This is a genomic window from Arthrobacter sp. FW306-04-A (assembly GCF_044358315.1).
Classification (GTDB): Bacteria; Actinomycetota; Actinomycetes; order Actinomycetales; family Micrococcaceae; genus Arthrobacter.
Map to the genome: position 1 here is coordinate 3,358,148 of NZ_CP084559.1, position 12,253 is coordinate 3,370,400.

A 12,253-nucleotide genomic window follows, 5' to 3' on the forward strand; every position below is an offset into this window, starting at 1 on the left:
GCCATCGAGAGGCTGGCCAAGCCGAGGAGGACAAGGAAGAAGATTTCAAATGCAAGTACGGACATGATGCCATCCTAACTGTTAGTAGATGAGTAGTTTGTCGATGAAGTAGCACAAGGCACCAACCGCCCAGACGGGCGCGACACCCATTCCCAAGACGGCCGGGAAGTTCAGGCGGCCGAGCCGCAGCGTGACCATCCGGCGGAAACTGACCAAGATCGAGCCGATGACGACGCCCACGACGATCGCGGGCACGATCGAAATATTCGAGAACACCAGGCCGGCCAATGGAGCCACCAATCCGGCGGCGACGATGCCCAAAGGCGCCACGACCCGGTCCGGCCAGCGCAAGAGTCCGGCGAGAAGGGCAACTGCGGCACTGAGGCCGGCAACCAGCACCATTTCCTTGATGCCGTTGAACCGTGAGCCTGCGATCCAGCCTGCTCCGAGGCAGCTCAACAACACGCCTGCGCAACTGCCGAGGGTGGATTCAAGCCGCTGGGCTTGACCCGTTCCGCGGATCAGTTGCACGACGAACACCGCTATCACGCCGGCCGCGATGAAGGCTGGAGTCGCGTCGAGGAAGCCGGGTGCCGGAATGAAACCGGCGGTCACGGCTGAAGCGGCACCGCTCAGCCCGATCACAGCGGCCAGGGTCTTTTTGGCGGGAACCGCTAGAAAATGGGGCCATCCGATGCCGACGGCGGCCGCCGCCACGATTCCGACCCCCACCAGTCCTTCCGGGGGACCGTATGTGCTGGCCACGATAACCGCGAGGGCCACGAGGCCGACCACCCCGATACTCCAAGACTTCACTGTGCCTCTGACCTCACTGCGCCCCTGACCTCACTGCGCCCCTGACCTCACTGTGTCCTCGACCTCGCTGCGGTCCCCGCGGGGCTCCGTTTCGCTCCAAGCTGCAACCAACCTCTTGCCAATCCTGCCTTATGCGGTCGAAATATGTCGCAAACAGGGGTTGAAGGTGTCACGAATCCCTGACGTTGCAGGGGCCTTTGGGTATACTCGGTTGTCAACAGCGCTTCTTGTTGCAACGCTTCCGTTACAACGGAACCTCGCCCCTTGAGCAGCTACCGGCCGGTGGAAACCCGGTTCAGACGCCCGATGATGCGCGGACCGCCCATTGGAGGAACTATGTCGCACATCCTGCTCCTGACGAATAGCACCGGGTCGTCGGTAGACATCCTGCCTGCCTTGGAATTATTGAACCACCGGGTCCACATCCTCCCGGCAGAACCGACGGCATTACTCGAAACCGATCCCACTGACGTGGTTTTCCTTGATGCCCGCAAGGACCTTGTTGGGGCCCGCTCCTTGACGCAATTGCTCAAGGCCACGGGCCTGAGCGCCCCCCTCATCCTGATCCTCACTGAAGGCGGCATGGCTGCCGTCTCCTCTGCATGGTCCGTGGATGACATCGTCCTCGATTCCGCGGGGCCAGCCGAAGTCGAGGCCCGGATCCGCTTGGCCATGGCGCGCGCCGTCCCCGGCGAAGAGGAAACGAGCACCGAAATCCGCGCGGCCGGCGTCGTAATTGACGAAGCGAGCTATACGGCCCGGGTGAACGGACAGCCGCTCAACCTGACCTTCAAGGAATTCGAGCTCTTGAAGTACCTGGCGCAGCACCCGGGCAGGGTCTTCACGCGCCAGCAGCTCCTCACGGAAGTATGGGGCTACGACTACTACGGAGGCACCCGCACCGTGGACGTCCACGTCAGGCGCCTGCGTGCAAAGCTGGGCGTGGACCACGAAAACCTCATCAGCACAGTACGCAACGTTGGCTACCGGCTGACGCTGGTCCGTTTGCAAGAAGATGAACTCACGGAAGCCTGAGTTTCCGAAGCAAGGGAAAGGCCCGGACTCACTGAGTCCGGGCCTTTCCCTTGCCGCCTGATCCCGGCTTGCGCCGGTTGTCGACTTGAGTGGAGGACATACGGGTCGAACGTATCGCGGCCACCCCACTGGTGGATCCCCCTCGTTTCCAGCTTCTCAAAGCCGGACGAGTTATAGACCTTACACGGCCGAGTGAGCGCCTGCAAAATCCATCCCGCCAAACCGGTCGCGGACGTATAGCCTTGCAGCATGAGCCCTGCGCACCCGGAGAACTGGCCCGTCCTCGTCGTCAAAGGCTCCTCGGATCGCGAGCTGCTGAGAGACATCAAGACTCTCGCCGCAGCCGCAGAGGAGTCGGACGGCAATCCCCCCTTGTCCGAACAAACCTTGGTCATGCTCCGTGGGGCCGACGCCGGCGACCACTCGTTGCTCACGCTGGCCCTGTATGCCCCGGACGAGCAGTCCGATCCCGCAAGCGGCCAGGATCTGGCCGGAATCGCCGTCGTCGTTGAAGCGGACGACGGGACCGGGGTCCTGGAAATGGCCGTCCACCCGAACTACCGCAACCAGGGAGTCGCCGTCAGGCTGTTGGACGCGCTCCGCGAGGGCCGCGGGCTTTCAGGGCTGAACGCCTGGTCCCATGGGAACCATGAGGCCGCCGCGGACCTCGCTGCCCGCTACGGCTACGGTCCCGTGCGTGAACTGTGGAAGATGCGGCTCATGTCCTCCACAGCGGAACTGCCCGACGCCGGCCTGCCCGAGGGAGTCTCGCTTCGCGCCTTTGTGCCCGGGCAGGATGAGTCCGCCTGGCTGGCTGCCAACAGGGCGGCTTTCGCGCATCATCCCGAGCAGGGGTCCCTGACCAGGGCCGACCTCGACGCCCGCATGGCTGAGGATTGGTTTGACCCCGCAGGTTTCCTGCTGGCCGTGAACACAGCCGGGGAATTGCTCGGCTTTCACTGGACCAAGGTGCACCCCCGGCAAGGACCCCATCCGGCGATCGGAGAGGTCTACGTAGTAGGTGTGACGCCCGCGGCCCAAGGCTTGGGGCTTGGCAAGGCGCTCACCGTCGCCGGGATCAGGTACCTCCAGAGCCACGAACTTCACTCAGTGATGTTGTACGTGGACGCCGGCAACACCGCCGCGGTTGCCCTCTACCAGAAGCTGGGTTTCGTGCGCTGGGACGTCGATGTCATGTATGCGCCGTTAGCCCGGAAGTAGCTCGGAACCAGGGAGCATCTGAAAGGTTAGGACCTCTAGGATTCCGGCACGTGGAATCCTTGTAGGGTTGAAGCAAACCCCCGTGCTGAACGAAGGAGAGCCCGATGAATCCGGACCCGGTCGGAACCACCAGAACCGATGTCAAGGGCGCAACCTTGCCTCCACGCTTCGGTTCTTCCGAAGTCCCGGCGGCGCGGGCCACTCAGGACCGCATCGACATTCCGGAATTTGCGCCTTCCCTGGAACCGGAAGGCGACATCACCCCCGACCGCTTCCTGGACCGCGAACTGAGCTGGCTTGCCTTCAACTCGCGCGTCCTTGAACTCGCCGAGGACCCGGATCTTTTCCTGCTGGAGCGTGTCAACTTCCTCTCGATCTTTGCCTCAAACCTGGATGAATTCTTCATGGTGCGCGTTGCCGGCCTGAAGCGCCGCATCGCCACCGGGCTCGCGGTGCCCTCCCCCGCCGGGTTGAGCCCCATCGAAGTCCTCGAGCAGATCGGCGAGGCCGCCCACAGGCTGCAGGAACGGCACGCCCGGGTGTTTGCCGAGCAGATCCGCCCCGCTTTGGCCTACGAGCACATCCACCTGATGCGCTGGGACGAGCTCGACGACGAAGCGCAGCACCGCTTGAGCATCATGTTCGGCGAGAAGGTCTTCCCGATCCTCACCCCCCTCGCCGTCGATCCCGCCCACCCGTTCCCCTACATTTCCGGCCTTTCCCTGAACCTGGCAGTGATTGTCCGCAACCCCGTCAGTGACAAGGAACTGTTCGCCCGCGTCAAGGTTCCGGACCAGCTGCCCCGCCTTGTCTCGATCGACGGCCCGCGGGCCGGCGCCGTCCCGGGCCGGGTGGCTCGCTTCATCGCCCTCGAAGAGGTTATTGCGGTTCACCTGGACAAGCTGTTCCCCGGCATGGAAGTCATGGAGCACCACAGCTTCCGCGTCACCCGCAACGAGGACGTTGAAGTTGAAGAGGACGACGCCGAGAACCTCCTGCAAGCGCTCGAGAAGGAACTGCTGCGCCGCCGCTTCGGCCCGCCCGTTCGGCTCGAGGTCACCACCGACATCAACCCGAACATCCGCGCACTCCTGGTGCGGGAACTCGGCGTCGAGGAATCCGAGGTCTACTCCGTTCCCGCGCCCCTGGACCTTCGCGGACTTTCGGTCATCGGTGGAATCGACCGCGCCGACCTTCACTACCCAAAGCACGTGCCCCACACCTCGCGGTACTTGAACGAATCCGAGACGTCCAAGGCCGCCAACGTCTTCGCAGCCATGCGCCGCCGCGACATCCTGCTGCACCACCCGTACGACTCGTTCTCGACGTCGGTCCAGGCCTTCCTGGAGCAGGCCGCGGCCGACCCCAAGGTCCAGGCCATTAAGCAGACCCTGTACCGCACCTCCGGCGACTCCCCCATCGTTGACGCCCTGATCGACGCTGCCGAGGCCGGCAAGCAGGTCCTGGCCCTCGTGGAGATCAAGGCCCGCTTCGACGAGCAGGCCAACATTTCGTGGGCCCGCAAGTTGGAGCAGGCCGGAGTGCACGTGGTGTACGGCATCGTGGGACTCAAGACGCACTGCAAGTTGTCCCTCGTAGTTCGCCAGGAAGTGGATGGCCTGCGCCGCTACTGCCATATCGGAACGGGCAACTACCACCCGCGCACGGCCCGCTACTACGAGGACCTGGGCCTGTTGACCTCGAACGAGCAGGTGGGCGAGGACCTGTCCAAGCTCTTCAACCAGCTCTCCGGATACGCTCCTAAGTCCACGTTCAAGCGGCTTCTTGTGGCGCCGCGCTCGGTGCGGTCGGGGCTGATCGACAGGATCGAGACCGAGATCCGCAACGCCCGCGCAGGAATCGCTGCCAAGGTCCAGATCAAGGTCAACTCAATGGTGGACGAAGCCACCATCGACGCCCTCTACCGGGCGTCGCAGGCGGGGGTAAAGGTCGATGTCATTGTCCGTGGCATATGCTCGCTGCGTCCCGGAGTAACTGGACTGAGCGAGAACATCACGGTTCGCTCCGTCCTGGGCCGCTTCCTGGAGCACTCGCGCGTGTTTGCCTTCGCGAACGCCAACGACCCCGTGGTCTACATCGGCTCCGCGGACATGATGCACCGTAACCTCGACCGCCGGGTCGAAGCCTTGGTGCAGCTCTCCAGCCGCGAAGACACAGCCGAGGTCATGGACTTGCTGCGCCGTTACCTGGACCCGGGCACTGCAAGTTGGCATCTCGACAACGAAGGTCACTGGACCAGGTTCCACCAGGCCGAAGACGGCACGCCGCTGTTGGACATTCAGTCCTGGTTGCTTGCCTCACGGTCCCGCCAACGTGCAGTTGCCCGGCGGTAGGCAGAGAAAAAGTTGAAGAGCGATACACCCACTGCGGATCAAACGGACCACCCCGGGGAGCCCATCGCCGTCACGGCGGCAGGGGCGATTCCCTGGCGTGTCACCAAGGGGGCCCTTGAAGTCCTGCTGATCCATCGGCCCAAGTATGACGATTGGTCCTGGCCCAAAGGCAAACTCGACGTCGGGGAAACCATCCCGGAGTGCGCCGTCCGCGAGATCAGGGAAGAAATCGGCCTCGATCCTGCCCTCGGGATCCCTTTGCCTCCCACGCACTACCACGTGGCAGCGGGACTGAAAGTGGTGCACTACTGGGCCACACAGGTCAACGGCTCCGTCATTAAGCCGGATGGCCAGGAAGTAGACGCCTACATGTGGGCCGCGCCGGACAAGGCTGCCCGGTTCTTGAGCAACCCTACCGACGTGAGCCCGCTCCAGGCGCTTGCAAAGGCCCACTTGAACGGTGAGCTGGAGACATGGCCGCTGATTCTGGTGCGGCATGCCAAGGCCAAGCCACGGTCCTCCTGGACCAAGGCCGAAGGTAGCAGGCCCCTGGCGGCCACGGGCCTGCGGCAGGCGCTGGCGGTAGAGCGGCTTCTGGGCGTGTGGAAGCCCTTCCGGATCGTGAGCAGTCCGTGGGCAAGGTGCGTATCCACCATCGCACCGTACGCCAAGGCGGCCGGAGCCAAGGTGAAACTTGTGGAGGCCCTGACGGAGCACAATCACCAGCGGAGCCCGAAGAAGACCTCAGCCGTCGTCGAGGGCCTGTTCGACAAGCAGCGCGCGGTAGCCTTGTGTACCCACAGGCCCGCACTCCCCACCATCTTGAAGAAGCTAGGCGAACACATGGGCCCCGAGCTTCGCGAGTTCCTGCCTGCCCACGATCCGTATTTGGTCCCCGGGGAGATGATCGTGTGCCACGTCGCCGGGGGAAACGGCCAGCGAGTGGTGGCCGTGGAACAGATCAAGCCCTTCGACGACTGACTCCAGTAAGCTGGGTGCGTGAGCATCCCAACCCCATATGAAGACCTCCTTCGCGACGTAATGGCCAACGGCACGCACAAGTCGGACCGCACGGGCACCGGCACGCGGAGCGTTTTCGGCCGCCAGCTGCGCTTCGATCTGAGCCAGGGTTTCCCGCTCATGACCACCAAGCGTGTGCACTTCAAATCGCTAGCGCTGGAGCTTCTGTGGTTCCTCCGCGGCGAATCCAATGTCAAATGGCTCCAGGAACAAGGCGTCACCATTTGGGATGAATGGGCAGACGCCGACGGCGAACTCGGCCCGGTCTACGGCGTGCAGTGGCGCAGCTGGCCGACCCCCGATGGCGGGCACATCGACCAGATCGCCGAGCTCATGAAGGGCCTGGCGGCCAACCCTGATTCCCGCCGCCACATCGTCTCGGCCTGGAATGTTTCCGAAATCAAGGACATGGCCTTGCCGCCGTGCCACGCGTTCTTCCAGTTCTATGTTGCCGACGGCAAGTTGTCCTGCCAGCTGTACCAACGCTCGGCAGACATGTTCCTCGGCGTCCCCTTCAACATCGCTTCCTATGCGTTGCTGACCTGCATGGTGGCCCAGCAGTTGGGCCTTGAGCCCGGCGACTTCGTCTGGACCGGCGGGGATGTCCACGTCTATGACAACCACGTGGAGCAAGTCACGGAGCAACTCTCACGGGAGCCCTACGAGTATCCGAAACTGCGCTTCAACCGCAAGCCGGACTCAATCTTCGACTACACCTTCGAGGACTTCGAGGTAGTCGGGTACCGTCACCACCCCTCCATCAAAGCGCCTGTGGCCGTATGAGCACCCAGGAAACGCCCCCCGCAGAGTCGCCTTCCTCCGAGGAGGCAGCGGAAGCGATGACCGGAATCGGCCTGGTGTGGGCGCAAACGGCCAGCGGCGTGATCGGCAAGGGCGGGACAATGCCTTGGCACGTCCCCGAAGATCTGAAGCACTTCAGCACGCTGACAACAGGACATCCGGTCATCATGGGCCGCAAAACCTGGGAGTCGTTCCCCGCGAAGTACCGTCCCTTGCCCGGCCGCACGAATATCGTGGTGACCCGGCAACAGGGCTGGTCGGACTCGCCCGACGCAAGTGGCGCCGTCGTCGTCTCGTCTCTCGACGCCGCCCTGCTCGAGTCCCAGTTCGCACCTGGCGGCCAGAATGTCTGGATCATCGGTGGCGGTGAAATTTACCGGCAGTCCATGGACATTGCGAATGTCGCGGTCGTCACGGTCATCGATTCCGACATCGACGGCGACACTTTCGCGCCGGAGTTCGGCGAGGCCTGGAATCTTGAGTCGACGCAGCCCGCGGAAGGCTGGCTGACCTCCCAGAACGGCACCAATTACCGGATCGCCACATGGCGCCGGACGGAAGACTGAGAATGCTGAAAAAACCTGAGACCTTGTTCGTGCTTGGCTACATGTTGTTGCCCCTGTTCGCGCTGCTGTCGGCGATCATCGGCCTCACCATGATCCTGGGTGGCAACAAGATCCTGGGGATCATCGTCTTGGTGGTGGTGACCCAGGTCTTCGCCTTTGGCGCCTTCTACGCCCTGCGCGCCCGCAAGGCAGCCCTGCTGGAAGAACCCGACGCCGGCAAGTAGTCCCCACCGCCACCCTCGCCTCGCAAGCTCGGCCAGGGAACCCTGGCGGCGTGGGCCCAACGCCACCCTCGCCTCGCAAGCTCGGCCAGGGAACCCTGGCGGCGTGGGCCCAACGCCACCCTCGCCTCGCAAGTCCCCACGGCCTCGTGGCGTAACCGACAGCGACCGGGAGCCGCGAAAGTCTAGACTAGTCCAATGACTACAGCAGCTAATCCGTCCGTTGGACTGGTCGGTTGGCGTGGCATGGTCGGCTCCGTCCTGATGCACCGCATGCAGGAAGAGGGCGACTTCGCCAACATCAACCCGGTATTTTTCTCCACCTCGAACGCTGGGGGTGCGGCGCCGTCATTTGCTGATGGCGCAGGCAAGCTCGAGAACGCGTTCGATATTGAGACGCTTGCCAAGCTGCCGATTATTGTCACCGCCCAGGGCGGCGACTACACCAAGCAGGTCCACGGCGAGCTGCGCAGCCGCGGCTGGGATGGGCTCTGGATCGACGCCGCGTCGACGCTGCGCATGAACGGCGACTCCATCATCGTGCTGGACCCCATCAACCGCGACGTCATCGACGCAGGCCTGTCCGGCGGCGTGAAGGACTACATCGGCGGCAACTGCACCGTCTCCTGCATGCTCATGGGCCTCGGCGGCCTATTCAAGAACAACCTGGTCGAATGGGGTACCTCCATGACCTACCAGGCAGCCTCAGGCGGCGGTGCCCGCCACATGCGCGAACTGCTCAACCAGTTCGGCACCCTTAACAACGAAGTCAGCAGCGAACTGGATGATCCCGCCTCGGCGATCCTGGAAATCGACCGCAAGGTGCTGGCTACCCAGCGCTCCGGCGTCGACGCCACCCAGTTCGGCGTGCCGTTGGCCGGCTCACTGATCCCGTGGATCGACGCCGACCTCGGCAACGGACAGTCCAAGGAAGAGTGGAAGGCCGGGGTGGAAACCAACAAGATCCTCGGCACGGGCAACGGCACCGGCAGGGACTATGTGGTCATGGATGGCCTCTGTGTCCGTATCGGCGCCATGCGCTCGCACTCCCAGGCACTGACGCTCAAGTTGCGTGAGGACCTGTCCGTCGCTGAAATCGAGAAGCTCCTGGACGCTGACAACGAGTGGGCCAAGGTTGTGCCCAACACCAAGGAAGCCTCCATGTCGGACCTCACCCCGGTGGCTGCCTCGGGCACCTTAGAGATCCCTGTGGGCCGAATCCGCAAGCTCGAGATGGGCCCTGAGTACATCAGCGCTTTCACGGTGGGCGATCAGCTCCTTTGGGGTGCAGCCGAGCCGCTGCGCCGCATGCTGAAGATCGCTACCGGCACGCTCTAGGCGCCCACGCCTAACGTCCTAGGCCCTCCATGCAGTCGCTGCCCGCGACTGCATGGCGGGCCCGCGGCGTCTTAAGAGTCCTCAACTCTCCATGAACCTCAGGTACTTCGCCGCCTGTTGCTCGAAGGAACGCCTGGCCGCCGGGGTCAGGCGTTCCGGGGCAAACAGTTCGGGCTCGACGCCGGAGCTTCGGCCGGTGCCGCGGCGAGACCAGGTGCCCACCACTTCGCCGCCGGACACGATCATCCGCTTGAAGACACCGTTGCCGCCCGGGACGACCTTCTGGGAATGCTCCGCCGGCAGGACGAGGCTGCGGTCCGTATACCCGAGCAGGAATTCATCGAACCCCGGCAGTGCGAGGACCGTACGCGCGCCCGGAACGCCGTCGTCGAGAAGTGCTGCTGTTTCGGGCGAGAGCCAATAGGACGTTCCCTGGAAGACGAGCTCAACAAGTTGGCTGCGAATAGCCTCGTGGGCCGCCCGGACCTCGGCTTTGGGGATCTGCGTCCACCAAGCGAAATCGAGGAGCGTGGCAGGTCCGTGGCTCCGCAAGTACCTGAGCAGGAATTCGGCAATCCCCTCTTCGCGGCCCAACGCCCTGGATTCCGGAATCCACTCATCGAAGGCCACGAACAGTTGCTGTCCGAGTGCCTTGCCTGCTGTGCCGGCCGGAGGCCCTTGGACCAGCCACGTGTTCTGGCACAGGATCCAGAGCAAATGGATGCCTCGCTGTGCCGTAGTCGCTTGGCCCGCGGATTCGAAGATCTTGAAAAGTTCCTCACGGGACGCGCCTGGGCTGCCGGCCACGCGCTCAAGAGCAAGGTCCCGGCATATGGCGATGTCGGCCTCTTCGATGCCAAGCTCCCGGTGCCGTGTGGCAACCGAACGCATGGACCGATCTGTGGTGATGGCCAGGATCCAACGCAAGTCCTGCGGTGGAACCAGGTGCAGCGTGCCTCGCATCGGCCAGGACCGGACCACTGTGCCGTTCTCCAGCGCTTCCAACACATTCGAGAGGCCGGAACCGGGGACTCGCTGCCCCATGGCCCAGAACGCCGAGGCGAGGTCTTGAGCCTGCATGGCGCCCATCCTGGAGACGCATTCCTCCGGGCTACTGAATCCCCCAAGCAATCCTTGGCTGGCAAGGCGCAGCCTGCCCATGACCTTGGGAGTGACGCGGATCTTCGCCGAAGGTGCCATGGCCTCATCATAGGCGGCACAGCGGACAGCTTCTGTCCTCAATAGCACGCTGGAGGAACTCCCATCCCGCTCACAGGGGCCTTCCAGCAGGCCCTCCTACTCTGAAGGAATGCTGTTCGGTGATTTGGGTCCGCTCCTGCGGCCGCTCAGCCGGCGGTTAGCGGCCGCAGGTTGGTGCGCTGCCGCCGTCGGGCTTGTCTGTGGACTAGCCATTGCCGTCGGTGCTGGAGTGCGGTTGTCGCCGTCCATGCAGACCGTCCAGGAGGTGGGTCTCGCCGCCACCGGCGCCGCAGCGCTCCTCCTGGGACTTGCCGCTGCGTGCCAGCCCTCGTCCGATCGGCCCGTTGACGATGCCGAATCAGCGTTCCAGACAGGCGCCGCAGATCAGGTGCGCAGCTTCCTGTTTGCCGCCGTCGTCATGCTCCTGGGCGTCGCGGGCTTCGCTGCAGCCGGCTGGATTTCACCCGGCGGACCATCGCCGCAGAGCATGGCGTTCAGCCAGATCTTCCTTTTGGGGGCGGCCAGCTGCGGGCTGACGTTCCTGTTGCTCAACAAGGTGCTTCCAACCGGGAAGCGCTGAGCGCTTCCTAGCAGGCCTTAAAGGGTCAAACCGATCAGTAGCGGCTCCGGATGCAGTTCAATACCAAAGCGCTCGACGACGCCGCGGCGCACCTCGCGCGCGATCGCCACCATGTCCCCTGCGCTCGCCCCTCCCCTGTTGGTGATGGCCAGGGTGTGTTTCGTGGAGAGCGAGGCACGTCCGCCGGACACGCTCGCGGGGTCGAGTCCGAAGCCTTTGCCGAAGCCGGCCTGGTCGATCATCCAAGCTGCCGACAGCTTCACGAGGCCAGCGTTTCCAGCCGGGTACTGCGGCGCCCCCTCGGGCAAAGATGCAGCGGCCGCGGCCGAAACAATCGGGTTGGTGAAGAAGGAACCGGTGGAATACGTGTCCCTGTCCGAAGCGTCGAGGACCATGCCTTTGGAGGCCCGCAGGCGCAGGACTTCGCGTCGGACATCGTTGGAGTACGCGCGCTTCCCCGCCTCAACCCCGAGGGACCGGGCCAGCTCTGCGTACCGGATGGGTGCGCTCATGCGTCCGAGCGGCAGCTGGAATTCAACCGTCAACACCACGTAACGGGGTGAGCCCTCGGAAGTGGTCTGTTTGAGGATGGAGTCCCGGTAGCCGAACTTGAGCTCGGAGTTGGTGAAGGTTTGCACGGCGTTGCGTTCGCGGTCCCAGGTACGGACGGCGGCGATTGTCTGCGAGACGTCGGCACCATAGGCCCCCACATTCTGTACAGGAGTGGCACCTGTGGCTCCGGGGATGCCTGAGAGAGCTTCCAGCCCGGACCAGGCGTGCAATACGGAGTGCTCTACGAGGGCGTCCCAGTTGTGCCCTGCCTGGACCACCACAGAGACTCCTCCGCAACTATCCTCCGAGTTGACGGTGAATCCCTGCGAAGCGATCTTGAGCACGGTGCCTGGGTATCCGGCGTCGGAGATCAGCAGGTTGGACCCGCCACCGATGATGAGCAGGTTGTCGCCGGCCGCATCCGCCGAACGGACGGCGTCGATGATTTCCTCCTCGGTGCGGCCCTCCACAAGGGTGCCGGCAGGGCCACCAACGGCGGCCGTGGTCAGTTCGGAGAGCATTGTCTGGGTCACCAAACAAGCCTAGCGG

The 12,253-nt window shown here is 63.9% G+C and carries 12 protein-coding genes; 9 read left to right on the forward strand and 3 right to left on the reverse strand.

The window, feature by feature from the left end; all coding sequences use genetic code 11:
• Nucleotides 1-81: 81 nt before the first annotated feature.
• Entirely contained in the window at nt 82-816 is a 735-nt protein-coding gene (locus LFT43_RS15560; protein ID WP_395798229.1) for a permease, read from the reverse strand.
• Nucleotides 817-1,152: 336 nt separating this feature from the next.
• On the opposite strand from LFT43_RS15560, the gene LFT43_RS15565 reads away from it, so the two are divergent.
• From LFT43_RS15565 to asd, 8 genes are all read left to right on the forward strand, one after another.
• Nucleotides 1,153-1,851 (forward strand): winged-helix domain-containing protein, encoded by a 699-nt coding sequence (locus LFT43_RS15565; RefSeq protein ID WP_395798231.1) that lies wholly within the window; start codon nt 1,153-1,155, stop codon nt 1,849-1,851.
• Nucleotides 1,852-2,100: 249 nt separating this feature from the next.
• A complete protein-coding gene (gene mshD / locus LFT43_RS15570; RefSeq protein WP_395798233.1) occupies nt 2,101-3,072 on the forward strand; it encodes a mycothiol synthase in 972 nt (323 codons plus the stop codon).
• Nucleotides 3,073-3,176: 104 nt separating this feature from the next.
• Nucleotides 3,177-5,426 (forward strand): RNA degradosome polyphosphate kinase, encoded by a 2,250-nt coding sequence (locus LFT43_RS15575; protein WP_395798235.1) that lies wholly within the window; start codon nt 3,177-3,179, stop codon nt 5,424-5,426.
• A 12-nt stretch (nt 5,427-5,438) separates the two neighbouring features.
• The gene (locus tag LFT43_RS15580; protein ID WP_395798237.1) at nt 5,439-6,407 is read left to right on the forward strand and encodes an NUDIX domain-containing protein; all 969 of its coding nucleotides are present in this window, start codon (nt 5,439-5,441) and stop codon (nt 6,405-6,407) included.
• A gap of 18 nt (nt 6,408-6,425) precedes the next feature.
• The gene (locus LFT43_RS15585; protein ID WP_395798239.1) at nt 6,426-7,229 is read left to right on the forward strand and encodes a thymidylate synthase; all 804 of its coding nucleotides are present in this window, start codon (nt 6,426-6,428) and stop codon (nt 7,227-7,229) included.
• Nucleotides 7,226-7,813 carry a dihydrofolate reductase gene (locus LFT43_RS15590; RefSeq protein WP_395798241.1) on the forward strand — a complete coding sequence of 196 codons (588 nt, stop codon included), beginning with the start codon at nt 7,226-7,228 and terminating at the stop codon, nt 7,811-7,813. Before LFT43_RS15585 ends, LFT43_RS15590 begins: the two co-directional genes overlap by 4 nt.
• 2 nt (nt 7,814-7,815) lie before the next feature.
• Nucleotides 7,816-8,037 carry an NF038396 family protein gene (locus LFT43_RS15595; RefSeq protein ID WP_306865721.1) on the forward strand — a complete coding sequence of 74 codons (222 nt, stop codon included), beginning with the start codon at nt 7,816-7,818 and terminating at the stop codon, nt 8,035-8,037.
• A 195-nt stretch (nt 8,038-8,232) separates the two neighbouring features.
• Complete coding sequence (asd, locus tag LFT43_RS15600) at nt 8,233-9,372, forward strand: aspartate-semialdehyde dehydrogenase (protein WP_395798243.1); 1,140 nt, start codon at nt 8,233-8,235, stop codon at nt 9,370-9,372.
• Nucleotides 9,373-9,453: 81 nt separating this feature from the next.
• On the opposite strand, the gene LFT43_RS15605 is transcribed toward asd, so the two are convergent.
• Nucleotides 9,454-10,572 (reverse strand): winged helix DNA-binding domain-containing protein, encoded by a 1,119-nt coding sequence (locus tag LFT43_RS15605; protein WP_395798245.1) that lies wholly within the window; start codon nt 10,570-10,572, stop codon nt 9,454-9,456.
• 109 nt (nt 10,573-10,681) lie between these two features.
• Between LFT43_RS15605 and LFT43_RS15610 the strand changes: the two genes are divergently transcribed.
• Nucleotides 10,682-11,152 (forward strand): hypothetical protein, encoded by a 471-nt coding sequence (locus tag LFT43_RS15610; RefSeq protein ID WP_395798247.1) that lies wholly within the window; start codon nt 10,682-10,684, stop codon nt 11,150-11,152.
• A gap of 17 nt (nt 11,153-11,169) precedes the next feature.
• On the opposite strand, the gene LFT43_RS15615 is transcribed toward LFT43_RS15610, so the two are convergent.
• Nucleotides 11,170-12,237, reverse strand: coding sequence for a UDP-N-acetylmuramate dehydrogenase (locus tag LFT43_RS15615; RefSeq protein WP_395798249.1), 1,068 nt, complete (start codon nt 12,235-12,237; stop codon nt 11,170-11,172).
• Between the last annotated feature and the right edge of the window lie 16 nt (nt 12,238-12,253).